This is a genomic window from Nonomuraea rubra (genome assembly GCF_014207985.1).
Classification (GTDB): domain Bacteria; phylum Actinomycetota; class Actinomycetes; order Streptosporangiales; family Streptosporangiaceae; genus Nonomuraea; species Nonomuraea rubra.
On sequence record NZ_JACHMI010000001.1, the window covers coordinates 7937386 to 7962484 of the forward strand.

Genomic DNA, 25099 nt, shown 5'->3' on the forward strand with positions numbered 1-25099 from the left:
GGAAGAGCTCTCAGGGAACGCCGGAAAGGCGAAAGCCCCGCCGCGCGGGCGGGGCCTGCTCGCAGGCGGGTCAGTTCTGCTGGGCGTTCTTCAGCTCCTCGCTGAGCTCGGCCCTGATCGCGTCCATGTCGAGCGCCCTGACCTGGCGGATCAGGTCCTCGAGCGCGGGTGCCGGGATGGCGCCGGCCTGGGCGAAGACCACGATGCCGTCGCGGATGGCCATCAGCGTGGGGATCGAGGTGATGTCGAACCCCTGCGCGAGCCCCTGCTCGGCGTCCGTGTCGATCTTGCCGAAGGTGATGTCGTCGTGCTTGTCCGACGCCTGCTCGAAGATCGGCCCGAACTTCTTGCACGGCGGGCACCACTCGGCCCAGAAGTCGAGCAGCACGATCCCCTTGTCGGCGATGTCGTTGAAGTTCTTCTCGGTTACTTCGATGGTCGCCACAAGTGGCTCCTCGCTCATTGTCGTTAGCAGTGCATCCGTCTCAACCACGTACCCAGTACCAGCATTCCATGCTCGGACGCACGGTGTGGCCCGGTGCGGGAGACAGCCGGACGGTCCAATTCAGACCGCATATTTCCGCACAAACATGGGGAGACATAAAATTCCCGAACCTTGACACCGGCCGCGACGGGTATCACCCATGCATGGACTGGGTCACCTGCGCGTATTCCGCTGCCTGCACCGGAGTCGCTAGCCGGACCTCCGGCCTCTGCATGGCTCACCTCGATCCCGAACAACTCGCCGCGGCCCTGAGCGCGCTCTCCCCCGGCCGCCTGATCGACCTGCGCGGCACCACCGTCACCAGCGACCTGCTGTCCAGGGTCCTCGACGCGACCGATCGCAGGCCGGGCCGTACGCGGCTGGACCGGGCCAGGTTCACCGGCGACGTCCGGCTGTCAGGGGTGACGTTCGCCGGGGACGTCTCGCTCGACGGCGCCCGGTTCGACCGGCTGGCCTCGTTCTTCGGCGCCCGGTTCGAGGGGAACGTGTCGCTGGCGGGCGTGCGCTTCACCAGGGAGCTGTCCTTCCACGGGGTCACCGTGCGCGGGCACGTCTCGCTCGACCGGGCCGTGATGTCGCGTGACGCGCTGTTCAGCCAGGCCGTGTTCGGCCACGGGCTGTCGTGCGAGCGGGCCAGGTTCGACGGGTACGCCACCTTCGACGGCGCCCGGCTCGGCGACGGGGCCGCGTTCAGGGGGGCGCGCTTCGGCCGTACGCTGTCGTTCCGCAAGGTCAGCGGGCACGCCGGGTTCGAGGCGGCGCACTTCGCCGCGGACGCGTACCTGTCGGCGACCGGCCGGCTCTCGGCGGCCAGGGCGCGCGCCGACGGGCTGCTCGACGTGGCGGTCGCGCGGTGCGGTGTGGACCTGCGGCACGTGGAGGTGACGGGCCCGACGACCGTGCGGCTGACGGACTCGCAGGCCGACCTGGAGGGCGCGGTGCTGCGCGGCCCCGCCACCGTCATGGGGCGCGGCAGGTCCACGCTGACCTCGCTGCGGCAGGCCGACGCGACCAGCCTGGAGCTGTTCGGGCTGGACCTGTCGGCGTGCCGGTTCGCGGGGCTGGCGCACCCTTCCGGGGTGCGGGTGAAGGAGTGCACGTTCGCGCTCACGCCCCGCGGGGTGCGGGTGAGCCTGCGGTGGCCGATGTTGCGGTGGTTCTCGCGGCGGCGGGCGCTGGCCGACGAGCGTACGATGCACAGCCGTTCCGGCACCGGCCACCCCGGCGACCCTGGCGCCTCACCCGACCGGCTGGCGGCGCTCTACGCCGGGCTGCGGCCCGCCGACCGCGCCACCTCGGCCGACTTCGCCTTCGCCGCCATGGAGATGCGCCGGCAGGCCGGTCACGGCTGGTGGCTGTCGGTGTCGTGGCTGCTGTGCGGGTACGGCATGCGCATGGGCCGCGCGGCGGTCTGGCTCGCGCTGGTGATGGCCCTGATGGCGGCGGCCGTCGTGTGGAGCTCGGCCTCCCACGCCGGCCACCGCCCGGGAACCGTCGGCCCGGCGGTGCACCGCTGAGCACCGGCGGGTCAGAACTCGCCGGCGATCTGCTCGATGGCGCCGAACATGCGCGGCCAGCCGCCGCCCATGATCCGCCGTGAGAGCTGCTGCAGCTCGTCGTCCGGGTCGAAGCCCTCGTGGTCGAGGAAGAGCCGCGTGCCCTTGCCCTCGGGCTCCAGGCGCCAGGTGACCGTCCAGTCGGCCCGCTTGTTGTCGCTCCAGCTGATCTGCAGCAGCTTCTCCGGCTCGATCCGCAACACCTCGCAGTGGACGATCCCGTCGAAACCGACCTGCTTCTTGGGCTGGGTGGTGAACGTGAACCGGTGCCCCACCTCCGGCTTGAAGTCGCCCGGCATGAGCCAGCGGGCGACGAGCTCGGGCTCGGTGAGTGCCCGCCACACCTTCGCTGGCGGATGCCCGATGAACTGGTCGAGCCTGATCGCGCGCAGGTCTTCAGCGGTCCGGTCGTGAGCCATCGTCGTCTTCCATTTCGTCGAGAAGGTCGGTAAGAGCAGTAAGGCGCTCGCGCCAGAACCGCTCGTACGGGGTGAGCCAGTCGCGGATCTCCATGAGGGGCCCCGCCTCCAGCCGGTAGTGGCGCTCCCTGCCCTTGCGGGACTCGGCCACCAGCCCGGCGTCCCTGAGCACCTTGAGGTGCTCCGACACGCTGGGCCTGCTCATGTCGAACCGCTCGGCCAGCCGCCCGGCGGGCTGGGCGCCCTCGTCGAGCAGCAGGCGCAGCAGCTCGCGCCGGGCCGGGCTGGCCAGCGCGGTGAAAACGTGATCGGCGGTCACGTCTGGCTGACCACGAATCCGTTGCCGAACGGGTCGTGGAACAGCAGCTGGCGGCCCCACGCCTCCTCGCTCGGACCCTGGAAGGCGATCCCGTTCTCCTGGAGCCGGGCGGCCAGCGCGTCGAGGTCGGGCGCGCCCACGACGAGGCCGCCGATCGGCGCCATGCCGGGGAACCAGGAGGCCAGCAGCAGCGTGGTCTCCGCGCCCTTGGGCGCGACGGTGAGCCAGCGGCCCATCGGGAACGGGTTGTCGGTGCGGACCTCGAAGCCCAGCACGCGCGTGTAGAAGCCGAGCGCCCGCTCCTGGTCGCCGACGGGCACGGTGATGGTGAGGATGGAGGAGATTGGCATGTCAGCCACTATACGTAGGAATTTTCCTACATGACAACCCCGACGAATCTCAGGGTGCTCCCGGATGGACCCCCTAGATCGCCGTCCGTAAACTTTGAGCCATGCTCATCGACGACTACGTGGCCGAGCTCGACGGCGTCCTGAGCGGCCCGCACGGCCCCAAGCGCGACCTGGTCGTCGAGGCCCGCGACAGCCTGGTCGACACCGCCGACGCGCTCGAGGCCGACGGGCTGGAGCGGGCGGAGGCCGAGCGGCAGGCGGTGGCGGAGTTCGGCGAGGTGCACGAGGTCGCGCCCGGCTACCAGGCCGAGCTGACCGCCGTCGCGGGGCGGCGGCTGGGGGTGCTGCTGTTCATCAGCGTGCCGATCACCGTGGCCATGTGGTCGGTCCTGTGGCGGATCTATCCGGCCGGCGACGACGTCTGGCTCAGCCAGCCGTGGTGGTACTCCCCCGCCTCCAGGCTGCTCGACATCATCCAGCTCGGCACCGGCCTGTACGGCGGCCTCGTGCTGTTCGCGCTGAGCCGGGGCGCCCGCTGGATCCGCCGGCCACGGCTGGCGACCAGGTCGCTGGGCGTGCTGGTCTTCGCCTCCCTGCCGGTCACGGGCGGGCTGGGGCTGCTCATGACCTTCGGCATGGAGTCGCCCAACACCCTGCAGGGCCTGCCCGCCGTGCTGGCCAACCTGGTGACCTCGGCCATGTGGGGCATCCAGATCTACTGCGCCACGCGCTGCGTGCGCATGACGCGGGCCTCCGGCTGAGCCTCCCGCCGCACCCCCCGCACACGACTCAGCGCACGGCGCTCACGTCCGCCCGCAGGACGCTGCCGATCACGCTGGTGAACTCCTGCCAGGCCGACCGCTCGCCCTGGAGCTGCTTCCTGCCCGAGTCGGTCAGCCGGTACGTGCGCCGCTTGCGCCCGCCCACCGTCGCCCACTCGCTCGACAGGTAGCCGATGCGCTCCAGCCTGCGCAGCGCCGGGTAGACGGTGCCCGTGGGCACGTTGAGCGCGCCGCCGCTCCGTTCCTGCAGCGCCTCGATGATGGCGTAGCCGTGCAGCGGCTCGCGCTCCAGCACTGAGAGCAACAGCGCGTCCATGTGGCCGCGCAGCGCATCCGGGTTCATGTCTCTGATCCTAAACATCGTTCCGCTAAGTAGCCAGTCTACATGTAGGCTGCCTATATGTAGCTAGGCACAACAACGGAGCGATTCATGGACGTACTTGATCTGGCACGAACACAGTTCGCGGTGACAGGCAGCCTGCACTTCCTCTTCGTGGTGCTCACGCTGGGACTGGCGCCGCTGGTGGCGATCATGCACACCCGGTGGGCGATGTCGGGCAAGCCGGTGCACGAGGGGATGACGCGGTTCTGGGGGCAGATCTACGTCATCAACTACGCCCTCGGCATCGTGACCGGGCTGGTGATGGAGTTCCAGTTCGGGCTGTCGTGGAGCGGGCTGTCGCACTACGCGGGCGACGTGTTCGGCGCGCCGCTGGCCATGGAGACGCTGGTGGCCTTCTTCCTGGAGTCCACGTTCCTCGGCCTGTGGATCTTCGGCTGGAGCCGGCTGCCCAGGTGGGCGCACCTCGCGTGCATCTGGCTCGTGACGCTCACGGCGTACGCGAGCGCGTTCTACATCATGGTGGCCAACTCGTTCCTGCAGAACCCGGCCGGCGCCGTCGTCCGCGGCGACCGGATGGAGCTGACCGACTTCGGCGCGCTGCTCACGAACCAGACCCTCGTCTTCGCCTTCCCGCACGTGATCGGGGCCGGGCTGTTCACCGGCGGCATGGTGCTGGTGGGCGCGAGCGCGTACCGGCTGCGGCGCAGGGCCCAGGAGGTCGAGTTCTTCAGCCGGTCGCTGCGGATGGGCGTGGTCACGGCGGCCATCGGGATCCTGCTGACCATGGGCTTCGGATACGCGCAGTTCGCGGGCGTCCCCGAGGGAAAGTTCGGCAGCCACAACGTCGCCGCGGCCGTCCCGCTCGGGTTCATGATCGAGTTCGGACAGCTCCTGGGGCTCGTCGTGCTGTTCGTGATGCTGCCGATGATCGCGATCCTGCCGCGGGCGCGGTGGACGCATCCCATCCTGATCGCGATGACGCCGCTGCCGTTCGTCCTGTCCATCCTCGGCTGGATGGCCAGGGAGATCGGCCGCCAGCCGTGGATGATCTGGGAGCGGCTCACCGTCGCCGACGCCCTGTCTCCCGGCCTGACGGCGGGGATGGTGACGACGTCGCTCATCGGGTTCGGCGCCGTGCTCGGGCTGCTGGCGATCGTGGACTACGTCCTCATCGCCCGGGTGATCAGGCGCGGCCCGCACGCCCTCGACCTCGGCGCCACCGCCCGCGAAGAGCCCCCGACCCCCGCGATGAGCTACTGAGGAGCCCCTGGAATGGAAGTGATCTGGTTCGCCGTCTTCACGGTGCTGCTGGCCGGCTATTTCGCGCTCGAAGGCTTCGACCTGGGCGTCGGCCTGCTGCTGCCGGTGCTCGGCAGGACGCGCGGGAACCGGGACCGGATGGTGGCCGCCATGGCCCCGTACGTGCTGGCCAACGAGGTGTGGCTGGTGGCCGTGGCCGGGACCATGTTCGGCGTCTACCCGCTGCTCGAAGGCGAGGTGCTGTTCGGGCTGTACCCGCTGGTCGTGGCCATGCTGCTGTGCTGGGCGCTGCGCGACGCCGGGCTGTGGTTCCGCCGCAGGCTGGACGGCTCCGCCTGGCGGGGCTTCTGGGACGCGGCGATCGCGTTCGGCTCCCTGGGGCTGTCGGTCGGCTGGGGCATGGCCCTGTACGCCGCCGCCACCGGCTTCGAGGCCTCGCCCGTGCACCCGCTCGGGCTCATGCTGGGCATGGTGGTGACGCTGCTGTTCGCCTTCCACGGATGGACGTTCCTGGGCTGGCGGACGCCGGGCGTGTTCGGGGTCACCAGGCCGGGGCGGGTGCTGCTGGTGTCGGGGCTCGTCGCCGCGCTGCCCGCGCTGGGGGTGCTGGGGGGTGCGATGCCGTACCTGCTGGAGCACAGCGCGCCCGCGGCCACGCTGAATGTGCTCAGTGTCATGGTCCTGCCCGTCGCACCCATCATGCTCGGGGCGCAAATATGGGTATGGCGCACTTTCCGGCCAGGCAAGGACGCCTTCCGGCTCCCGTCGTTCTTCTGAGGGAACGTGCACAAGGATCTTCTCGCACTCATGCGGGCCGAACGCTCGGTCCGCCGCCACCTGGGCGTCACCATGGCCGCCGCCGTGCTGGCGGGGCTGCTCGTGCTGGTGCAGGCCGAGCTGCTGGCCGGGGTGCTGTCAGGGCGGTTCGCCACGGGTGCGCTGGCTGTGCTGGCGGCGGTCGTGGGCGTGCGGGCGCTGCTCGCCTGGACGCAGGGCGTCTTCGCCGGGCGCACCGCCACCGGCGTGAAGTCCGCACTGCGGCACCGGCTCCTGGAGCGGCTGCGCGAGCTCGGCCCCGCCCGGCTCGCCGCGCACCGCTCCGGCGAGCTCGTCACGCTGGCCGGACGCGGCCTCGACGGGCTCGACAACTACCTGACCGGCTACCTGCCCGCGATCGCGGTGGCCGCCGTGGTGCCCGTGGCCGTCCTCGTCCGGTTGTTCGCCGCCGACCTGGCCAGCGCGGTGATCGTCCTCGTCACGCTGCCGCTCATCCCCGTCTTCGGGGCGCTCGTCGGGATGACCACGAAGGCGGTGACCGAACGGCAGTTCGTGGCGCTGTCGCGGCTCGGCGGGCACTTCCTCGACGTGGTGCGCGGCCTGCCCACCCTGCGCGCCTTCGGCCGGGCCCGCTACCAGGCCACCGTGATCCAGCAGATCGCCGACGCGCACCGCAGCGCCACCATGCGGACGTTGCGGGTGGCGTTCCTGTCGTCGCTGGTGCTGGAGCTGTGCGCGTCGCTGTCGCTGGCGCTGGTGGCGGTGCCGATCGGGCTGCGGCTGCTCGGGGGGTCGCTGGATCTGACGACGGCGTTGCTGGTGCTGCTGCTGGCGCCGGAGGCGTACCTGCCGCTGCGGGCCATGGGGACACGTTTCCACGCCTCCATGGAGGGGGTGGCGGCCGCCGACGCGGCCTTCGCCGTACTGGATGGGTCGGGGGACGACGCCCGGCCGGAGACGGCCGGGCGCGCGGCCGGGTCCGGGGCGCCGGAGATCCGGCTGGAGAACGTCACCGTGCGCTATCCCGGACGTGACGGCGCCGCCCTGGAGAACGTCTCGCTCACCATCGGCCCGCGCGAACGGGTCGCCCTGGTGGGCGAGAGCGGCGGCGGCAAGAGCACGCTGCTCCACCTCATCCTCGGCTTCGTCCAGCCGTCCGAGGGCCGGGTCCTCGTGGACGGCACGGACCTGCGCGACCTCGATCCGGCGGGCTGGCGGGCGCGGCTGGCGTTCGTGGCACAGCGGCCCCACCTGTTCGCCACGTCGGTGGCCGACAACATCCGCCTCGGGGCTCCCTCCGCGTCGCCGGACGACGTACGCGGGGCCGCGGCGGCGGCGCACGCGGACTTCGTGGCGTCCCTGCCCCAGGGCTTCGACACGGTGCTGGGCGAGCGCGGCGCCAACCTCTCGGCCGGCCAGCGCCAGCGGATCGCCCTGGCCCGCGCCTTCTGCCGCCCGGACGCGTCCGTACTGCTCCTGGACGAGCCCACGGCCCGCCTGGACGGGCGCAGCGAGGCGGCGGTGGTCTCGGGCACCGCGAACCTGTCCCAGGGCCGCACGGCCGTCATCGTCGCCCACCGCCCTGCCATGATCGACCTCGCCGACCGCGTCATCCGCATCCACGACGGCCGCGTCATCTCCGACACCAGCGCGGCGCACGACCGAACCCCCCACTCCGGCACCACCAGCGCGGCACGTGACGGAAGCGCCGGCGCCGGCAGCAGGACGGCGCAGGAGGAGAGCGACGACGGCCGGGCGCGTGGGCGGGTGGATGCCGCGGTGGTGCGGCCTGAGGGGGACTCGCGATGAACCGGAGGATGGGGACGCGGCTGGTGTGGGCCGTGCTGGCGGGGTCGGCGGCCGACCTGGCCGGGCTGGGGCTCATCGCCGCCGCCGCATGGCTGATCACCAGGGCCGCCGAGCAGCCGCCCCTGGCCGCGCTGAGCGTGGCGATCGTGGCGACCAGGGCGTTCGCCACCGGTAAGGGCGTGTTCCGCTACGCCGAGCGCCTCACCGGCCACGACGTGGCCCTCCGCGCCCAGGCCGGCACCCGGGAGCGGCTCTACGAGGCCCTCATCCCGCCCCAGCGCCCCCGCCACGGCGGCGCCGACCTGCTGAGCCGGATGGTGGACGACACCGAGGCCGTACAGGACCTGCTCGTCCGCTGCCTCCTGCCCGCCGCGGCGGCGGCGATGGCGGGGCTGGCGGCGGTCGTCGTCGGGCTGGCGATCCTGCCGGTTGCGGCGCTGGTGCTGGTGGCCGGGCTGCTGGTGGCCGGGGTGGCGCTGCCCGCGGGCACCGCGGCGGCGGCGCGCCGCTGGTCGGCCAGGATCGCCCCCGCGCGAGCTGCGCTGGCGAGCCGGGTGGCCGACCTGGTGCACGGCTCCGCGGACCTGGCCGCGTACGGCGCCGACGGCGAGGCGCTGGCCAAGGCGCTGACGGCCGACGAGTCCCTGGCCGCGCTGGAACGCCGTCAGGCCCGCGTGCACGCCGCCGCCCTGGCAGGGGGCACCCTGGTGCAGGGGCTGACCGTGGCGGGCGTCGTGCTGCTCGCTCAGGGCGCCGGAGCGGGCTCGGTGGGCACGGCGGTGCTGGCGCTGACGTCCCTGGTCGCCTTCGAGCCCGTGCTGCCGCTGGCCGCGGCGGGCGAGCGCATGGCGGGCATCACCGCCGCGCTGCGGCGGCTGCGCGACGTACGCTCCGCCGCGCCCGCGACCACGGAGCCCGCCGCACCCGCTCCCCGGCCGGAGGCGCCGCTGACCATCGAGATCGACGACCTCGTGGTCCGCCACGCCACGCCACCCCTGACCGACGGCCACCCGCCCCTGGAGCCCGGCGACCGCCCGGCACCGGACGGGGCCGAGCCGGCACGTGGCGGGGCCGGGAGGCCGGCGCTGGACGGGGTGTCGTTGCGGCTGACGCCCGGCAAGCGGGTCGCGATCGTCGGCCCCAGCGGGGCGGGCAAGAGCACGTTGCTGGCCGCTCTGATGCGCCTGGTCGAGCCCGAGTCCGGCCGGATCACCGTGAACGGCGTCGGCCTCGAAGCCCTGGCGGGCGACGACGTGCGGGCGCTGATGACGGGCCTGACCCAGGACCCGTACATCTTCCGCGCCACCCTGCGCGACAACCTGCGCCTGGCCGGCCCCGGCGCGGACGACGAGGCGCTGCGGCGCGCCGTACGGGACGCCAGGCTGGACGGCTGGGTGGAGCGCACCGGCTGGGACGCCGAGCTGGGCGAGGACGGCAGGACCGTGTCCGGCGGCCAGCTGCAGCGGCTGGCCCTGGCCAGGGCGCTGCTGTTCGACCCGCCGGTGCTGCTGCTCGACGAGCCGGCCGAGGCGCTGGACGAGGAGACCGCCGACCGCCTGATGGCCGACCTGCTGGACGTGACCCGCGACCGCACGACGCTGCTGGTGACCCACCGGCTCAAGGGGCTGGAGCTGGTCGACGAGATCGTCGTGCTGGAGGAGGGCCGGGTCGTGCAGCGGGGACGCCACGACGAGCTGGTCTCCGTGCCCGGCTACTACCGCGACCTGTGGGAGTCCGAGGTCCTGACGAGGCGGTGACCGGCCCCGCCGGCAGACCCGACCTTCCGGGTGGTTGAGTTGACGACGCAATCTGGTTTACGATTCAAACCACTTTGCGAAGTCGGGGGGTTTGCATGACGGAGGACGAGCAGGCGCCGAGTCCCGAGGAGATGCTCCGCGTCATCGAGGAGCAGAGCGCCGCCACCTCCCGGTGGCTCTACGGCGATCCGCTGCTGCTCTACGTCCCGTGGGGTGTGGCCTGGGTGCTCGGCTTCACGGCGCTGTTCCTGCACTACGGTCTGGGCGACGAGTCCTACGCGCCGATCAGCCAGATGCAGGCGGTGGGCGTGCTGATGGCGTCGCAGCTCGTGGCGGGGGCACTGGCCGCGTACGGATACGCGCGGCTGAACAAGGCCGTGCGCGGCGACTCGAACGCCCGAGGGACGATGTACGGCTACGCCTGGTTCGCGGGGTTCACGCTCATGGTCGTCATCTGCACGAGGATGACCCCGCTCCTGCCGGAAGAGGAGAGCGGCCTGCTGTGGGCGGGCATCTCGCTGACGCTGGTGGCGGCGCTGCACATGGCCGGCGGCGCGGTCTTCCTCAACTGGCCGATGTTCTTCTTCGGCGGCTGGATCGCCGCCGTGAACGCGCTGGGCGTGCTGCTCGGCGCCGGCTGGCACGCGCTGCTCACGGCCGTGCTGCTGGGCGGCGGGTTCATCGCCGTGGGGGTGTTCCTGAGGCGCTGCCAGTGAGCATGGACCAGGCCCTGCCCGAGCTCGACCCCGTCATCCACGCCCAGGCCAGGCTGCGGGTGGTCGCCACGCTCAACGTCCTCGCCGACGGCGACGAGATGGCCTTCAACTCGCTGAAGGACCTGCTCGGCATGACAGCCGGGAACCTGTCGGTGCACCTGACCAAGCTGGAGGAGGCCGGATACGTGGCCATCACCAAGACCCACCGGGGCCGCACGCCGGTCACGTTCGCGCGGCTCACCAAGCGCGGGCGGCTGGCATTCGAGGATTACACCAAGGCGATCCGTACCTTGCTGGACAACGCTGGAGGCTCGTGATGACGGTTCTGGCCCGTGCGATCGAGGTCTCGCGCCGCTACGGCGACGTGCAGGCTCTCGACCGCGTCTCGCTCGACATCAGGGCGGGCGAGCTGGTCGGCCTGCTCGGCCCCAACGGCGCGGGCAAGTCCACGCTGATCAACCTCTTCGTGGGGCTGCGCCGGCCGACGTCGGGCACGGTCGAGCTGCTCGGCGGCTCGCCCCAGGATCCCGCCGTACGCCGCGGCATCGGCGTGACGCCGCAGGAGACGGGGCTGCCGGAGACGTTACGGGTCGGCGAGATCGTCGACTTCGTGTCGGCGCACTTTCCCGACCGCGAGGACAGGGGCGAGCTGCTGGCCCGCTTCGGCCTGGATGACCTGGTCAAGCGGCAGGTCGGCGGGCTGTCCGGCGGGCAGCGGCGGCGGCTGGCGGTGGCGCTGGCGTTCGCGGGCAAGCCCCGGCTGGTCTTCCTGGACGAGCCCACGACCGGGCTGGACGTCGAGGCGCGGCGCTCGCTCTGGGCGGGCATCAGGGCCTTCCACGAGGACGGCGGCGCGGTGCTGCTGACGAGCCACTACCTGGAGGAGATCGAGGCGCTGGCCGAGCGGGTCGTGGTGGTCGGCTCCGGCAGGGTGCTGGCCGACGACACCGTGCGCGCCGTACGCGACCTCGTGGGCGTGCGGCGCGTGTCGTTCGACGCGCCCGGCCGGCCTGCGCTGCCCGAGCTGCCCGGCGTGCTCGGCGCCGAGCGCGTGGACGGGCGGGTCGACCTGATGACCACCGACCCCGACCGGCTGGTCGTCGAGCTCGTACGCAGCGGCACGCCGTTCTCGGGCCTGGAGATCAGGCCGACCACCCTGGAGGAGGCCTTCCTCGCCCTCACCTCGAAGGAGTCCGCACATGTCTGAGCTGGTCGTCGCGCACACCCGGCTCCTGCTGCTGGAGCAGATCCGGGTGCCCGTCGGGCTGCTGGCGAGCGCGCTGTTCCCGGCCATCTCGATGGTGGCATTCGTGGTGCCGTTCGCGGGCGACGACCCGAAGGCGGCGACCATGGCGATGGGGTCGCTGATGTTCTTCGGCGCGATGGCGAACTCGATCATCAACGTCAGCATCACCGTCGCCCAGGACCGCGAGCAGGCGTGGAACCCGTACCTGCGCACCCTTCCCGCGGGCCCGCTCCCCCGCTTCACCGGCCGGATCCTGTCGACGCTCGCCGTCACGCTGGTCTCGGTGGTGCCGGTGCTGCTGGTGGGGATCTTCCTCACCGAGGCGAGCATCACGCCGCTACAGCTCCTGCTGGGGCTGGGCGTGCTGCTCGCGGGGACCGTGCCGTTCATGCTGATCGGCCTGTTCATCGGGTACGTGATGGCGGCCAAGGCGGCGATCGGCGTGTCGCAGGTGCTGTTCTTCCCGATGGCGATCGTGGGCGGGCTGCTGCTGCCGCCGCAGATCCTGCCCGACTTCGTGGAGGTCGTCTCCCCGTTCGTGCCGACGCGCGGGGTGGCCGAGCTGCTGTGGGCGGTCACGGCGGGCACCACGCCGGACGTGGTGGCGCTCATCTCGCTGGCCTGCTGGACCGTGGTGCTGGCGATCGCGGCGGCCTGGGCCTACCGGCGCGACGAGGGCCGGCGCTTCTCCTGAGAAACCGGGGGGGTGTGCCGCCGAGTCCGCAGCGATCTCAACGGCACACCCGTCCATGAGGGGGTCCTTGTTACTTGTTCTCCGAGAGAGTGACGCCGACCTCGTGCGTCGCGCCATCCCTCATATATGTGATCTTGACCTCTTGACCCGGTTTGAAACCTCTGACCTGCCCGACAACCGTATCGCCTCCGTCAACCGCCTTGTCGCCGATCTTCGTGATCAGGTCGCCTTCCTTCAGCCCCGCCCGCTCGGCCGGGCTTCCCGCGGTGACCTGCCTGACCAGGGCGCCGGGCACGTCGCCGGGCGCGTCGGTGACGCTCACGCCGAGGAAGGCGTGGGTGACCTTGCCGGTGCTGATGAGCTGGTCGGCCACCTGCTTGGCGGTGTTGACCGGGATGGCGAAGCCGACGCCGCCGCCGGCGGCCTGCGAGGCGATCGCGGTGTTGATGCCGACGAGCTGGCCCGCGGCGTTCACCAGCGCGCCGCCGGAGTTGCCCGGGTTGATCGAGGCGTCGGTCTGGATGGCGCCGCCGATCGTGGTGGGCGCGCTCTGCTGCTGCTCGCCCCAGCCGGGCGGCACCTGCGGCTGGTCGTCGCCGAGGTTCAGCGTACGGTCCAGGGCGCTGATGATGCCGGCCGTGACGGACCCGTCCAGGCCGAGCGGGCTGCCGATGGCGAGCACGGAATCGCCCACCCTGAGCTGGTCGCTGTCGCCGAGCACGGCCTTGGTCAGCCCCGAGACGCCTTCGGCGCGGATGACGCCGAGGTCGGTGGCGGGGTCGGTGCCGACGACGCTGGCCTTGGCCGTCTTGCCGTCGCTGAACTTGACCGTCATCTGACCGCCCTGCCCGGCGCCGACGACCACGTGATTGTTGGTGAGGATGAGCCCGTCCTCCGACAGCACGACGCCGGAGCCCTCGCCGCTCTGCCCCTGGATCATCACCACGGACGGCTGCACCTTCGCGGCCACCTCCGCCACGGTGAGCTGGGCGGAGGCCGACTTGAACACCGGGCTCGGCGAGCTGGGACCGCTGCTGCCGGCGACGGGCTCGGGCTGGAACGAGGTGGCGACGGCGGCCCCCACGACACCGCCGCCGACGGCCATCGCGGCCATCGCGAGGCCCGCGATGGCCTTCTGCGCGGTGGTGAGACGGTTCTTACCGGCCGGCGGAGGGGGCGGCGGGGGCGCGGGCACCTCCATGGCGATCGTGTCCCGCCGGGGGAAGCCCCCGGCGGCCGGCGGGGTGGCGCCGAACTGGCTCCACCCGCCGGTGCCCTGCTCGCGAGGCTCGTTCGCGTTCATTTCCATCTCCCTCGAATCCCGATGGTTCAAGGGTGTCAACAAGCGCGTAAGACCTGGTTAAGCCGGTGATCTGAGTACTGTGAGACGGCTCACGCACGGCTTATCGGCGCTGCTGGCAGCCGTGGCCGCCGTACGGGAGCGACAAAAAGATCTTCTAAGAATTTGCGCCCGTCAGCGAGACCGTCACGCCTGCGGAGAACAGGGAGTCGTGCAGCTCGATGCTCACGGGCTTGACGTTCTTCGGCTGTCGAACAGGACGATGCCTTCACGCTGTTGCCCGGTTGGTAGACACCCTGGTCTCGGCGCCGGGGAAGTCGCCGCCCACCCTGTCGCGCTTCTCCGTACCGGTGACTTGAAGGAGAACCGGCCGTCGCGCACCGTCGCACCAATCGCCGTAGCCGGGCTGGGGCGGCGCCGGTGGGTGGGCCGGCGCCGCGCCGGTTCAGGTGCGCGGCCAGTACTCGTCGCGCAGCAGCCGCTTGTAGAGCTTGCCCGTCGGGTGCCTGGGCAGCTCGGCGCGGAAGTCCACCGACTTGGGGCACTTGTAGTGGGCCAGCTGCTCCCGGCAGTACGCGATCAGCTCCGCCTCCAGCGCGGGCCCCGCCTCGGCCATGGACACCGGCTCGACCACGGCCTTGACCTGCTCGCCCATCTCCTCGTCCGGCACCCCGAACACGGCCACGTCCGCCACCTTCGGATGCACCGAGAGCACGTTCTCGGCCTCCTGCGGGTAGATGTTCACACCGCCGGAGATGATCATGTACGAGCGGCGGTCCGTGAGGTACAGGAAGCCGTCCTCGTCCAGGTAGCCGATGTCTCCCAGGGTGGTCCAGCCGCGCCCGAGCGGGTCCTGGGAGGAGCGGGTCTTGTCGGGGTCGCCGTGGTACTCGAAGCGGCCGCCGCTCTCGAAGTAGATCGTGCCGTGCTCGCCGGGCGGCAGGTCGTTGCCGTCCTCGTCGCAGATGTGCACGATGCCGAGCAGGGAGCGGCCGACCGTGCCCTTGTGCCGGAGCCAGTCCTCGGGGCCGACGTAGAGGAAGCCGTTGCCCTCGGTGCCCGCGTAGTACTCGTGGACGATCGGGCCCCACCAGTCGATCATCTGCTCCTTGACGGGGACGGGGCAGGGGGCGGCGGCGTGGATGGCGTACTGAAGTGAGGAAATATCGTATTTCGCTCGGGTCTCTTCCGGCAGCTTGAGCATCTTGATGAACATCGTCGGCACGAGCTGCGAGTGCGTCACCCCGTACCGTTCCACCAGCGCCAGGTACTGCTCGGCGTCGAAGCGCTCCATCACCACCACCGTCGCCCCGAGCCGCTGGAACGTCAGGCTGTAGCGCAGCGGCGCGGCGTGGTAGAGCGGCGCGGGCGAGAGGTAGACGCTGTCCGGTGTGGGCGCGAACAGGCCCTGGATCAGCTTGAACAGCATGCCGGGCTCGTCGAGCGGGCCGTGCGTGGCGGCCAGCTTGACACCCTTGGGGCGGCCGGTGGTGCCCGAGGAGTAGAGCATGTCCGCGCCCGTGCACTCGTCGTCGATCGGGGTGACCGGCTGCTTGGCCACCGCCTCCTCGTACGACTCGAAGCCAGGGGCCACGCCGTCCAGCATGAGGCGCAGCTCGACGCCGGGGGTGGCGTCGGTGATCGAGGTGGCGACGGCGGCCAGGTCCGCGCTGGAGATGAAGACCCGCGCGCCGCAGTTGCCGACGATGTAGGCCAGCTCGTCGGTCTGCAGCCGCGAGCTGACGGGGGTGTAGTACAGGCCCGAGCGGTGCGCGGCCCAGGCGATGGCCAGGAAGCGGGGATGGTTGGCGAGCATGAACGCGATGTGGTCACCCGGCCGCAGCCCCGCCGCGCGGAACAGGTGGGCCAGGCGGTTCGACTCTTCGTCCAGTTCGCGGAAGGTGATGATCTGCCCGGAGCCCGCCATGATCACAGCGGGCTTGTCGGGGGTGACTGCTGCGATGGCTCCCGGATGCATGAACAGAACAGTATTCGGTTGATCGCCCGCCGCGCCAGAACCCGGCCGGTCGAGCCGCTGCCTCCCGGCCCCGCGCGCCTTCCGGCCGCGGCCTCCCGCCGGAGGCCGCGGCCCGCCGAAGGCTACTCGGCGGCGATGACCGAGCCCTCGTACTTCTGCTTGATGAAGTCCTTGACCTTCTGGTCCTGGAGGAGCTTGCCGAGGGTGACGATGTTCGGGTCCTTCTCGTGGCCGGCCGGCACGACCAGGCCGTTCACGTACGGGTTGCCCTCGGTCTTCTCCAGCACGAGCGCCTGCGTGGCGGGCTTGAGGCCGGCCTCGATGGCGTAGTTGCCGTTGATCACCGCGGCGTCCACGTCCTCCAGCGAACGCGGGAGCTGCGCCGCCTCCAGCGGCTTGAACTGCAGGTTCTTCGGGTTGCCCGTCACGTCGCGCTCGGTGGCGGCGGTGCCGACGCCGTCCTTGAGCGTGACGAGGCCGTTGTCCGCGAGCAGCTTGAGCGCGCGGCCGAGGTTGGTGGCGTCGTTCGGCAGGGCCACGGTGGCGCCACTGGCCAGGGCCGACACGTCGGTGATCTTCTTGGAGTAGAGGCCGAGCGGCTCCAGGTGCACCGGTGTGACGAAGCTCAGCTTGGTGCCCTTGGTGGCGTTGAAGTCGTCGAGGTACGGCTTGTGCTGGAAGAAGTTGGCCGTGAGCTGGCCCTCTTCGAGCTGCACGTTCGGCTGCACGTAGTCGGTGAACTCCACGACCTCCAGCTTGATGCCGGCGCCGGGGGCCAGGTTGTCCTTGACGAAGTTCAGGATCTCGGCGTGCGGCACGGGGCTGGCGCCGACCTTCAGCACGGCGTCGGCGCCCTGGGCGGCCGCGGTGTCCGTCCCGGCATCGGTCGCGGACTGCGACGTGCCGCATGCGGCGAGCGACAGAGCCAGCGCGACAGCACCCACAAAGCGGTGAATTTTCATGATTTTTCCTTACTTATGCGATAGGCGCCGAGCGACCCAGTCGCCCAGGCTCTGCAGGAGTTGCACGATCACGAGCAGCAGCACGACCGTCACGATCATGAGGAGCGTCTCGAACCGCTGGTAGCCGTACCGGACGGCCAGGTCCCCCAGCCCGCCGCCACCGAGCGTGCCGGCCATGGCGGAGTAGCCGATCAGCGCGACGACGGTCACGGTGAGGCCCGCCACCAGGCCGGGCAGCGCCTCGGGCAGCAGGACCTTGCGCACGATCGCGGTCCTGCTCGCGCCCATGGCCTGGGCCGCCTGCACGACGTCCCTGCCGACCTCGCGCAGCGCGGTCTCGACCAGCCGGGCGAAGAACGGCACCGCGCCCACGGTCAGCGGCACCACGAACGCGGCGGTCCCGATGGTGGTGCCGACGACGAGCCGGGTGAACGGGATGATGGCGATCATCAGCACGATGAACGGCAGCGACCGCCCGACGTTGACCACGAACCCGAGCCCCGTCTTGAACGCGGGCAGCGGCCGCAGCCCGTCCCGGTCGAACACCACGAGCGCCACGCCCAGCGGCAGCCCGAGCAGCACGGTGAACAGCGTGGCCCAGCCCACCATCATCGCGGTCTCCGCCGTCGCCGGCCACAGCAGCGGCAGCATCTCTTCCCAGGTCACGGCGCCTCCTCCACGATCAGCCCGGAATCACGCAGGTGCGCCAGCGCGGCGGGGGCCTCGGCCCCGTCCAGCGCCACCCGCAGGCGGCCGACGGATCCCGCGGCCAGGTCCTCGATGGAGCCGCCCAGGATGCTCAGGTCCACGTCGAACTTGCGCACCACCTCCGACACCACGGGCCGGCCCGGGTCGCCGGTGAACGTCAGCGTCACCGAGCCGGACGGCGCGGGCTCGGGCAGCGGGAAGATCTCCCTGGTCAGGCGGGAGCCGGGCGTCCTGATCAGGTCGGCGATGGAGCCGGACTCCTCGATGCGGCCCTGCGCCATGATGGCGACCGAGTCGCAGACGCTCTTGACCACGTTCATCTCGTGGGTGATGAGCAGGATCGTCAGGCCCAGCTCCGTGTTCAGCCGCTTGAGCAGGGCCAGGATCGACTGCGTGGTGGCCGGGTCGAGCGCCGAGGTGGCCTCGTCCGACAGCAGCACCGACGGGTTGCCCGCCAGCGCCCTGGCGATGCCGACGCGCTGCTTCTGCCCGCCGGAGAGCTGGTGGGGGCGGTGCTTGCCGCGGCCCTCCAGGCCGACCAGCTCCAGCAGCTCGCCGACGCGGCGCTCGCGCTCGGCCCTGGGCACGCCCATGACCTCCAGCGGGAAGGCCACGTTCCCGGCGACCGTGCGCGAGGAGAGCAGCGCGAAGTGCTGGTGGATCATGCCGATGCGCTGCCTGGCGCGGTTCAGCTCGCGGTCGCCGAGGGCGGTCAGGTCCTGGCCGGCGACGGTGACGGTGCCCGCGGTGGGGCGCTCGAGCAGGTTGACGCAGCGCAGGAGCGTGCTCTTACCGGCGCCGCTCTGGCCGAGCACGCCGTGGATCTCGCCTTCGCGCACGTGCAGGTCCACGCCGTCCAACGCGACGGTCGTGCCGTACTGCTTGCGCAGGCCTGAAGCCTGGATCACTGGGAATCCCCATGACTGAGGGCGGCCGGGGCCGCGGGAACGTACATCACCGGCGGAGAAAGGGCTCAGGACCTCAGCGGGTGCCGGGGTGGAAGGGCAGGTGACTCAGCCTGCGCAGCACGAAACCAGGTGCGATCATGACGGCCTTCGGGGAGAACGGGGCGGACGGGTTGCTCTTAACGGGCCGGCATTCGCCCCGTGCGCAGGCGGCGACACGCGGCCCCCATCATGGGGATGCCGCGACAGGTCGCCTTTGCCTCGTTCACGCCGTTGGTAACGCCGCGGTTAGATCCCGGTATTCCTGATCTGTTTCGTGATCTGCATCACTGCGCGTACGCGCCCGCATGCGAACGCCCCGCCGCGCGCCCTGGGAAGGCCGGGCGCGGCGGGGCGTTCGTCCTGGGGTCAGGCCGCCGCGGTGGATGGCACAGTGGAGGCGACCTTGGCCGACGTGAGCGCGATGTCCAGGACCTCGCGCACGTCGCTGACGGTGTGGATGGTCAGTTCCTCGCGGACCTCCTCGGGCACGTCGTCCAGGTCCGGCTCGTTGCGGGCCGGGATGAGGACGGTCGTGATGCCCGCCCGGTGGGCCGCCAGCAGCTTCTGCTTGACGCCGCCGATCGGCAGCACCCGCCCGGTCAGCGAGATCTCGCCGGTCATGGCCACGTCGCCGCGCACCTGCCGCCCGGACAGCAGCGAGGCCAGCGCCGTCGTCAGCGTCACGCCCGCCGAGGGGCCGTCCTTCGGCACCGCGCCGGCCGGGAAGTGCACGTGCACCGAGCGGTCCTTCAGCGCGGTGACCGGCAGCTCCAGCTCCGCGCCGTGCGAGCGCAGGTAGGACAGCGCGATCCGCGCCGACTCCTTCATCACGTCGCCGAGCTGGCCGGTGAGCGTCAGGCCCGTCTCGCCGGTCTCCGGGTCGGCCAGGGACGCCTCGACGTACAGGACGTCGCCGCCGGCTCCGGTGACCGCCAGGCCGGTGGCCACGCCGGGCACCGAGGTGCGCTGCTTGGCCTCGGGCAGGGACGACTCGGGCACGAACCTCGGCCGCCCGATGTAGTCGACCAGGTCGCCCTCGCCCACGGTGACGGGCAGCTCGTCCCTGGCCGCCACCTTGCGCAGGATCCTGGCGACCGAACGCTCCAGCGAGCGCACGCCGGCCTCGCGGGTGTACTCGGCGGCCAGCCTGCGCAGCGCCGCGTCCTCGACCGTGACCTCCTCGGCGGTCAGCCCCGCCAGCTCCAGTTGCCTGGGCAGCAGGTGGTCGCGGGCGATCGCGACCTTCTCGTCCTCGGTGTAGCCGTCGAGGGTGACGATCTCCATGCGGTCGAGCAGCGGGCCGGGGATGGCCTCCAGGACGTTGGCCGTGGCCAGGAAGAGCACGTCGGACAGGTCCAGCTCGACCTCGAGGTAGTGGTCGCGGAACGTGTGGTTCTGCGCCGGGTCGAGCACCTCCAGCAGGGCGGCCGTGGGGTCGCCGCGGTAGTCGGCGCCGACCTTGTCGACCTCGTCGAGCAGGACGACCGGGTTCATCGAGCCGGCCTCGCGGATGGCGCGGACGATCCGGCCGGGCAGCGCGCCGACGTAGGTGCGCCGGTGGCCGCGGATCTCGGCCTCGTCGCGGACGCCGCCGAGCGCCACGCGGACGAACTTGCGGCCCATCGCGCGGGCCACGGACTCGCCCAGCGAGGTCTTGCCGACTCCGGGAGGGCCCGCCAGGGCCAGCACGGCGCCGCTGCGCCGGCCGCCCACCACGCCGAGGCCCTTGTCCTGGCGGCGCTTGCGCACGGCCAGGTGCTCGATGATGCGGTCCTTGACGTCGTCGAGGCCCGTGTGGTCGGCGTCGAGCACGACCCTGGCGCCGGCGATGTCGTAGTTGTCCTCGGTGCGCTCGTTCCACGGGATGTCGAGGACGGTGTCGAGCCAGGTGCGGATCCAGCCGGTCTCAGGGGACTGGTCGGGGGTCCGCTCCAGCTTGTCGACCTCCTTGAGCGCGGCCTCGCGTACCTTCTCCGGCAGGTCGGCGGCCTCCACGCGGGCGCGGTAGTCCTCCTCCTCGCTCTCGGTGGAGTCGCCGTTGAGCTCCTTGAGCTCCTTGCGGACGGCGGCGAGCTGCTGGCGCAGGAGGAACTCGCGCTGCTGCTTCTCCATGCCCTCCTGGACGTCCTTGCGGATCGTCTCGGCGACGTCGAGCTCGGCGAGGTGGTCGCGGGACCACTCGATCAGCCGGGCCAGCCGCTCGGCCGGGTCGGCCTCCTCCAGCAGCTCCACCTTCTGCGCCGTGGTCAGCCACGGGGTGTAGCCGGAGCTGTCGGCCAGCACGGAGGGGTCGTCGATCGTGTTGACCTGGTCGACCACCTGCCAGGCGCCGCGCTTCTGCAGGATGGTGGTGGCCAGCGCCTTGTACTCCTTGGCCAGGTCCTGGGCGCGCTCGCCGGCGGCGACGGTGTCGATCGTCTCGGCCTCGACCCAGAGTGCGGCGCCGGGGCCGGTCGTGCCGGTGCCCACGCGCACCCGGTTCACGCCGCGCACGACGGCGGCGGGCTCGCCGCCCGGCAGCCTCCCGACCTGCTCCACGATGGCCTGAACACCGATCGGGCCGTAACGGCCGTCGATCCGGGGAACGAGAAGGACCCGTGGCTTGTTGCCACCGGATGCACGGGCCGCGTCTATGGCAGCGCGCACCTCGGAGTCGGACAGGTCCAGCGGAACCACCATGCCCGGCAGGACGACCTCGTCGTCCAGCGGCAGGACCGGGAGGATCAAGCTCTCACTCATGCGAACTCCAAAGGGTTGAGTTATACCGGCTCAACTCATCGGAGCCTCTCGCTGTTCCCTTCCTTGCCGATGTTCGCTCACGGCGATCGTAATGATGTAATCGGTACCTGAGGGGGACGGGAACGTCAAACCCTGGGGTGACGACCGGCGGCGCGTGCGCTCCTAAGCTTGACCAGGTGATCCTCGTCCAGCGTGCCCGCTCGCTCGGCCGGTCGATCGCCCGCCGCCGCCCGTGGGGGCGGGCGCGGGGCGACGCCGCCGGGGGCGGTGGCGCGCCCGGTGAGGGGCGCAGTGAGAGGGAGGAGCGGCTCAGGCGGGCCGGGCGGGCGGTCATCCGGCCGTTCGCGCTGGCGCTGCTCCAGGGAGACGCCGACCCGCCGGCCACCGCACGCCGCCTGCGGGTGAAGGTGCCGCGCTGGTTCGAGGCGCTGGTGCCCTACGGCTCGTGGGACCTCGTCCAGGTGGCCGACCTCGTGCTGGCCTTCCTCCTGTACGGCCTCATGATCAGCACCGGCCTCGACTGGAACGACACCGCGGCCCGCGCCCACGCCGCCAACCCGCTGATCCCCGGGCCCGCCCCGTTGATCTTCCTCTACCTGGTCGCGATCGGGGTCTCCCTGCCCGTCGCCCTGCGCGACCGATGGCCGCTGGCGGCGTGGCGGGTCGCCGCCGTGATGGCGCCCCTGATCGTCTACGTGACCATGACGGTGGGCGACGTCGTGCCGCCCTATCCCATCGCGGCCATCGTCATGTACCTGCTCGTCCTCTACTCGGTCGCGGTCAGGTGCGAGCGGCGGATCACCGGGGGCGTCTGGCTCGTCACGGTTCTGGCCCTCTGGATCGTCCATCCCGACTCGATGTTCATCGGCACGATCATCGCGTCCGTGGCGGTGCTGTTCGGCTACAACGTGCGCGCGCGGCGCACCGCCACGGCCCGCCTGGTGGAGGAGGAGCGGCGCAGCCGGCAGGCGGAGGGCGCGCAGGCGGTGCTGGAGGAGCGCGCCCGCATCGCCCGCGAGCTGCACGACGTGGTGGCGCACCACATGTCGGTGATCGCCATCCAGGCGGAGGCGGTGCCGCTCAAGGCGGCCGGCGACGTGGCGCAGCTGGAGGCGGGCCTGGCGGAGATCCGGGGGCTGTCGCTGGAGGCGATCGCGGAGCTGCGCCAGGTGCTCGGCGTGCTGCGCGACGCGCAGGGCGCCACCGACACGGCGCCGCAGCCGGGGCTCGACCGGATCGACGAGCTGGTCTCCAACACGCGGGCCGCCGGGCTGACGGTGCTGGTCAAGCGGTCCGGGGCGCTCGACGGGCTGCCCCAGGCCACGGAGCTGTCGGCGTACCGGATCGTTCAGGAGTCGCTGTCGAACGTGATGCGGCACGCGCCCGGCGCCACCGTCGCGGTGGAGATCGCCCGCCGGGGCGGCGAGCTGCGGCTGCGGATCACCAACGGCTCGCCCACCGAGCCAGGCGCCGTGGACGGGCCGGGCGCGGCCGGCGGGACGGGGCGCGGGCAGGGGCGCGGGGCCGGGCAGGGGCTGGTGGGGATGCGGGAGCGGGCGGCGCTGCTCGGTGGCACGCTGGACGCCGGGCCCGTGGCGGGCGGAGGTTTCGAGGTGGTCGCGACGTTACCGGTCGCGGAGAGGGGGAGCGCTTGATCCGGGTTCTGATCGCCGACGACCAGGGCATGGTGCGCACCGGGTTCACGGTGTTCCTGAGCGGCCAGCCGGACATCGAGGTGGTGGGCGAGGCAGCCGACGGGCGGGAGGCGGTGGAGCGGGCCGCCGAGCTGCGCCCCGACGTGGTGCTCATGGACGTGCGCATGCCGGTGCTGAACGGCCTGGAGGCGACCAGGGAGCTCATGGCGCGCCAGGAGACGGCGAAGGTGCTCATCCTGACGACGTTCGACCTCGACGACTACGTCTACGAGGCGTTGCGGGCCGGGGCCAGCGGGTTCCTGCTCAAGGACGCCTCGGCCGCGCAGCTCGCCGAGGCCGTGCGCGTGGTGGCGGCCGGGGAGGCGCTCATCGCCCCGGCGATCACCAAGCGGCTGATCACCGAGTTCGCCCGGATGGGGGCGCCGCGGCCGGTGGCGGGGCGGCGCCTCGACGAGCTGACCGAGCGGGAGACGGAGGTGCTCGGCCTGGTGGCGCAGGCCCTGTCCAACCAGGAGATCGCCGGGAAGCTGTTCGTGGCCGAGCAGACGGTCAAGACGCATGTGGGGCGGGTGCTGATGAAGCTCGGCCTGCGGGACCGGGCGCAGGCGATCGTGTACGCCTACGAGACCGGGCTGGTGCGCCCGGGCGAGTAACGGCGCACTCGCCGGAGCGAGTGACCGCGCACCACCCCCGGGCGTGCGCGTTCCCCTGTCCCGGCCCGCGTCGTACAGTCGGCGGATGGACCCGGTTGAGCTCTTCCATCAGGTGGCGGCCACCGTGCCCGCCTACGGCAGGTTCCTCGCCGAGCACGGGGTGGACCCCGCGAAGGTCACCACCCTGGCGGACTTCGCGCGGCTGCCCATGACCACCAAGGAGAACTACACCCTCCGCCACCCCCTGCCCGACCTGTGCAGGGGCGGCGTGATCGGCGACCTGATCGCCGTGTCCTCCGGGTCCACGGGCGTGCCGTCGTTCTGGCCGCGCTCGGCGGCGGACGAGCGGGTGATCGCCGACCGGTTCGAGGAGGTGTTCGGCGGCTCCTTCGCCGCCCGCGAGCGCCGTACGCTGGCCGTGGTCTGCTTCGCCCTGGGCACCTGGGTGGGCGGCCTGTTCACCGTCGCCTGCTGCCGCCACCTGGCCGAGCGCGGCTACCCGATCACCGTGGTCGCCCCCGGCACCGACCGGCGGGAGATCGTGCGGGTGATCCCCGAGCTGGCGCCGCACTTCGACCAGGTCGTGCTGCTGGGGTACCCGCCGTTCCTGAAGAACGTCATCGACACCGGGGACCTGCCGTGGGCCCGCTGGAACGTCAAGCTGGTGACGGCGGGCGAGGTGTTCAGCGAGGAGTGGCGTGCGCTGGTCGCCGAACGGGCCGGGATCGCCGACCCCGTGCGCGGCGTCGCCTCCCTGTACGGCACCGCCGACGCGGGCGTCCTGGGCAACGAGACCCCCTTGTCGGTGGAGATCCGCCGCTTCCTGTCCGACCGGCCCCGGCAGGCCAGGGAGCTGTTCGGCGAGTCGCGGCTGCCGACGCTCGTCCAGTACGACCCGGGCGTGCGCTTCTTCGAGGAGCACGAGGGCACCCTGCTGTTCTCCGGCGACAACGGCGTCCCGCTCGTCCGCTACCACATCGCCGACGAGGGCGGCGTCATCCCGTACGGGGAGCTGCTGGACTTCGTGCGGCGGCACGGCTTCGAGCCGCGGGCGGAGGGGCCCGAGCGCCCGTTCGTGTACGTCTTCGGCCGCAGCCACTTCACCGTGTCCTACTACGGCGCGAACGTCTACCCGGAGAACATCGCGATCGGCCTGGAGCAGCCCGGGGTGAGCGCGTGGGTGACGGGGAAGTTCGTGCTGGAGGCGGTCGAGGACGAGCGGCACGACCGGCACCTGACCGTGACGGTGGAGCTGATGCCGGGCGAGAAGCCCACCGGCGAGATCGCCCAGGCGGTCGGCGAGTCGATCCTGGCCCAGTTGCTGCGGCTGAACAGCGAGTTCGCGGCGTACGTGCCGGTGCCGCAGCAGACGCCGTTCATCAGGCTGCGGGAGTCGGGCGACCCGGAGTACTTCCCGCCGGGCGCCAAGCACCGGTACACCCGGTAGGTCCAGAGTTTTCCCTAGCGCGATCCCTGGGGCGGGTGCGGGCGGCGGGGCAGGTGACGGCTCATGCTGGATGATCTCGGCCGGTTGTTCGCCTGGCTGACGGCTTCGCTGGCCGGGCCCGCGTCCGGCCTGTACGGCGAGTTCGGCCTGCGGCCCGGTGACCGGGATCCGGCACCC

Annotated in this window: 24 protein-coding genes; 13 read left to right on the plus strand and 11 right to left on the minus strand. The window is 71.7% G+C overall.

From position 1 onward, the window contains the following. Positions 1–70: 70 nt before the first annotated feature. The gene (locus tag HD593_RS36035; RefSeq protein ID WP_185106391.1) at positions 71–445 is read right to left on the minus strand and encodes a thioredoxin family protein; all 375 of its coding nucleotides are present in this window, start codon (positions 443–445) and stop codon (positions 71–73) included. 272 nt (positions 446–717) lie between these two features. Between HD593_RS36035 and HD593_RS36040 the strand changes: the two genes are divergently transcribed. Continuing rightward, positions 718–2022 (plus strand): pentapeptide repeat-containing protein, encoded by a 1305-nt coding sequence (locus HD593_RS36040; protein WP_185106392.1) that lies wholly within the window; start codon positions 718–720, stop codon positions 2020–2022. An 11-nt stretch (positions 2023–2033) separates the two neighbouring features. On the opposite strand, the gene HD593_RS36045 is transcribed toward HD593_RS36040, so the two are convergent. From HD593_RS36045 to HD593_RS36055, 3 genes are read right to left on the minus strand one after another with little or no spacing between them, the layout of a single operon-like run. After that, complete coding sequence (locus HD593_RS36045; RefSeq protein WP_185106393.1) at positions 2034–2480, minus strand: SRPBCC family protein; 447 nt, start codon at positions 2478–2480, stop codon at positions 2034–2036. After that, entirely contained in the window at positions 2458–2799 is a 342-nt protein-coding gene (locus tag HD593_RS36050) for an ArsR/SmtB family transcription factor (RefSeq protein ID WP_185106394.1), read from the minus strand. Before HD593_RS36050 ends, HD593_RS36045 begins: the two co-directional genes overlap by 23 nt. Further along, entirely contained in the window at positions 2796–3149 is a 354-nt protein-coding gene (locus tag HD593_RS36055; RefSeq protein WP_185106395.1) for a VOC family protein, read from the minus strand. Before HD593_RS36055 ends, HD593_RS36050 begins: the two co-directional genes overlap by 4 nt. A gap of 101 nt (positions 3150–3250) precedes the next feature. On the opposite strand from HD593_RS36055, the gene HD593_RS36060 reads away from it, so the two are divergent. Beyond that, entirely contained in the window at positions 3251–3910 is a 660-nt protein-coding gene (locus tag HD593_RS36060; protein ID WP_185106396.1) for a permease prefix domain 1-containing protein, read from the plus strand. A gap of 28 nt (positions 3911–3938) precedes the next feature. On the opposite strand, the gene HD593_RS36065 is transcribed toward HD593_RS36060, so the two are convergent. Continuing rightward, on the minus strand, positions 3939–4274 hold the full coding sequence (locus tag HD593_RS36065) for a PadR family transcriptional regulator (protein ID WP_185106397.1): 336 nt from the start codon (positions 4272–4274) through the stop codon (positions 3939–3941). Positions 4275–4361: 87 nt separating this feature from the next. On the opposite strand from HD593_RS36065, the gene HD593_RS36070 reads away from it, so the two are divergent. From HD593_RS36070 to HD593_RS36105, 8 genes are all read left to right on the plus strand, one after another. Continuing rightward, positions 4362–5534: a cytochrome ubiquinol oxidase subunit I gene (locus HD593_RS36070; protein WP_185106398.1), complete on the plus strand. Its 1173-nt coding sequence runs from the start codon at positions 4362–4364 to the stop codon at positions 5532–5534. A 12-nt stretch (positions 5535–5546) separates the two neighbouring features. Beyond that, positions 5547–6311, plus strand: a complete 765-nt coding sequence (locus HD593_RS36075) for a cytochrome d ubiquinol oxidase subunit II (RefSeq protein WP_185106399.1) — start codon at positions 5547–5549, stop codon at positions 6309–6311. Between the two features lie 6 nt (positions 6312–6317). Then, positions 6318–8120, plus strand: a complete 1803-nt coding sequence (cydD, locus tag HD593_RS36080; protein WP_185106400.1) for a thiol reductant ABC exporter subunit CydD — start codon at positions 6318–6320, stop codon at positions 8118–8120. Beyond that, positions 8117–9877 carry a thiol reductant ABC exporter subunit CydC gene (gene cydC, locus HD593_RS36085; protein WP_246546890.1) on the plus strand — a complete coding sequence of 587 codons (1761 nt, stop codon included), beginning with the start codon at positions 8117–8119 and terminating at the stop codon, positions 9875–9877. The genes cydD and cydC overlap by 4 nt, the downstream gene beginning before the upstream one ends. A 95-nt stretch (positions 9878–9972) precedes the next feature. Then, complete coding sequence (locus tag HD593_RS36090; protein WP_185106401.1) at positions 9973–10593, plus strand: hypothetical protein; 621 nt, start codon at positions 9973–9975, stop codon at positions 10591–10593. Positions 10594–10595: 2 nt separating this feature from the next. After that, positions 10596–10910 carry a winged helix-turn-helix domain-containing protein gene (locus HD593_RS36095; protein ID WP_185112341.1) on the plus strand — a complete coding sequence of 105 codons (315 nt, stop codon included), beginning with the start codon at positions 10596–10598 and terminating at the stop codon, positions 10908–10910. Then, positions 10910–11800: an ABC transporter ATP-binding protein gene (locus tag HD593_RS36100; RefSeq protein ID WP_185106402.1), complete on the plus strand. Its 891-nt coding sequence runs from the start codon at positions 10910–10912 to the stop codon at positions 11798–11800. Before HD593_RS36095 ends, HD593_RS36100 begins: the two co-directional genes overlap by 1 nt. Next, positions 11793–12533: an ABC transporter permease gene (locus HD593_RS36105; protein ID WP_185106403.1), complete on the plus strand. Its 741-nt coding sequence runs from the start codon at positions 11793–11795 to the stop codon at positions 12531–12533. The genes HD593_RS36100 and HD593_RS36105 overlap by 8 nt, the downstream gene beginning before the upstream one ends. 70 nt (positions 12534–12603) lie before the next feature. Here HD593_RS36105 and HD593_RS36110 read toward each other — a convergent pair whose 3' ends face one another. The 6 genes from HD593_RS36110 to lon all read right to left on the minus strand — a co-directional run bounded on the left by HD593_RS36110 (position 12604) and on the right by lon (position 21167). Further along, positions 12604–13836, minus strand: coding sequence for a S1C family serine protease (locus tag HD593_RS36110; RefSeq protein ID WP_185106404.1), 1233 nt, complete (start codon positions 13834–13836; stop codon positions 12604–12606). 442 nt (positions 13837–14278) lie between these two features. Further along, on the minus strand, positions 14279–15811 hold the full coding sequence (locus tag HD593_RS36115) for an AMP-binding protein (RefSeq protein ID WP_185106405.1): 1533 nt from the start codon (positions 15809–15811) through the stop codon (positions 14279–14281). A 122-nt stretch (positions 15812–15933) separates the two neighbouring features. Then, positions 15934–16773: a MetQ/NlpA family ABC transporter substrate-binding protein gene (locus tag HD593_RS36120; protein ID WP_185106406.1), complete on the minus strand. Its 840-nt coding sequence runs from the start codon at positions 16771–16773 to the stop codon at positions 15934–15936. A gap of 9 nt (positions 16774–16782) precedes the next feature. Further along, the gene (locus tag HD593_RS36125; protein ID WP_185106407.1) at positions 16783–17439 is read right to left on the minus strand and encodes a methionine ABC transporter permease; all 657 of its coding nucleotides are present in this window, start codon (positions 17437–17439) and stop codon (positions 16783–16785) included. Next, on the minus strand, positions 17436–18389 hold the full coding sequence (locus tag HD593_RS36130; protein WP_185106408.1) for a methionine ABC transporter ATP-binding protein: 954 nt from the start codon (positions 18387–18389) through the stop codon (positions 17436–17438). The genes HD593_RS36125 and HD593_RS36130 overlap by 4 nt, the downstream gene beginning before the upstream one ends. Positions 18390–18794: 405 nt before the next feature. Further along, a complete protein-coding gene (gene lon, locus HD593_RS36135) occupies positions 18795–21167 on the minus strand; it encodes an endopeptidase La (protein ID WP_185106409.1) in 2373 nt (790 codons plus the stop codon). A 176-nt stretch (positions 21168–21343) separates the two neighbouring features. On the opposite strand from lon, the gene HD593_RS64630 reads away from it, so the two are divergent. From HD593_RS64630 to HD593_RS36150, 3 genes are all read left to right on the plus strand, one after another. Then, positions 21344–22822, plus strand: a complete 1479-nt coding sequence (locus HD593_RS64630; protein ID WP_185106410.1) for a sensor histidine kinase — start codon at positions 21344–21346, stop codon at positions 22820–22822. Beyond that, positions 22819–23475 (plus strand): response regulator, encoded by a 657-nt coding sequence (locus HD593_RS36145; RefSeq protein ID WP_185106411.1) that lies wholly within the window; start codon positions 22819–22821, stop codon positions 23473–23475. Before HD593_RS64630 ends, HD593_RS36145 begins: the two co-directional genes overlap by 4 nt. Before the next feature lie 85 nt (positions 23476–23560). After that, entirely contained in the window at positions 23561–24922 is a 1362-nt protein-coding gene (locus HD593_RS36150) for a phenylacetate--CoA ligase family protein (protein WP_185106412.1), read from the plus strand. The last annotated feature ends 177 nt before the right edge of the window (positions 24923–25099 follow it).

Bases quoted from the DNA above. Each gene is read 5' to 3' on its own strand.
- HD593_RS36040 (WP_185106392.1), top strand. From the start codon at position 718: ATGGCTCACCTCGATCCCGAACAACTCGCCGCGGCCCTGAGCGCGCTC.
- HD593_RS36045 (WP_185106393.1), bottom strand. From the start codon at position 2,480: ATGGCTCACGACCGGACCGCTGAAGACCTGCGCGCGATCAGGCTCGAC.
- HD593_RS36055 (WP_185106395.1), bottom strand. From the start codon at position 3,149: ATGCCAATCTCCTCCATCCTCACCATCACCGTGCCCGTCGGCGACCAG.
- HD593_RS36060 (WP_185106396.1), top strand. From the start codon at position 3,251: ATGCTCATCGACGACTACGTGGCCGAGCTCGACGGCGTCCTGAGCGGC.
- HD593_RS36065 (WP_185106397.1), bottom strand. From the start codon at position 4,274: ATGAACCCGGATGCGCTGCGCGGCCACATGGACGCGCTGTTGCTCTCA.
- HD593_RS36070 (WP_185106398.1), top strand. From the start codon at position 4,362: ATGGACGTACTTGATCTGGCACGAACACAGTTCGCGGTGACAGGCAGC.
- HD593_RS36075 (WP_185106399.1), top strand. From the start codon at position 5,547: ATGGAAGTGATCTGGTTCGCCGTCTTCACGGTGCTGCTGGCCGGCTAT.
- cydC (WP_246546890.1), top strand. From the start codon at position 8,117: ATGAACCGGAGGATGGGGACGCGGCTGGTGTGGGCCGTGCTGGCGGGG.
- HD593_RS36090 (WP_185106401.1), top strand. From the start codon at position 9,973: ATGACGGAGGACGAGCAGGCGCCGAGTCCCGAGGAGATGCTCCGCGTC.
- HD593_RS36095 (WP_185112341.1), top strand. From the start codon at position 10,596: ATGGACCAGGCCCTGCCCGAGCTCGACCCCGTCATCCACGCCCAGGCC.
- HD593_RS36100 (WP_185106402.1), top strand. From the start codon at position 10,910: ATGACGGTTCTGGCCCGTGCGATCGAGGTCTCGCGCCGCTACGGCGAC.
- HD593_RS36105 (WP_185106403.1), top strand. From the start codon at position 11,793: ATGTCTGAGCTGGTCGTCGCGCACACCCGGCTCCTGCTGCTGGAGCAG.
- HD593_RS36110 (WP_185106404.1), bottom strand. From the start codon at position 13,836: ATGAACGCGAACGAGCCTCGCGAGCAGGGCACCGGCGGGTGGAGCCAG.
- HD593_RS36115 (WP_185106405.1), bottom strand. From the start codon at position 15,811: ATGCATCCGGGAGCCATCGCAGCAGTCACCCCCGACAAGCCCGCTGTG.
- HD593_RS36120 (WP_185106406.1), bottom strand. From the start codon at position 16,773: ATGAAAATTCACCGCTTTGTGGGTGCTGTCGCGCTGGCTCTGTCGCTC.
- lon (WP_185106409.1), bottom strand. From the start codon at position 21,167: ATGAGTGAGAGCTTGATCCTCCCGGTCCTGCCGCTGGACGACGAGGTC.
- HD593_RS36150 (WP_185106412.1), top strand. From the start codon at position 23,561: ATGGACCCGGTTGAGCTCTTCCATCAGGTGGCGGCCACCGTGCCCGCC.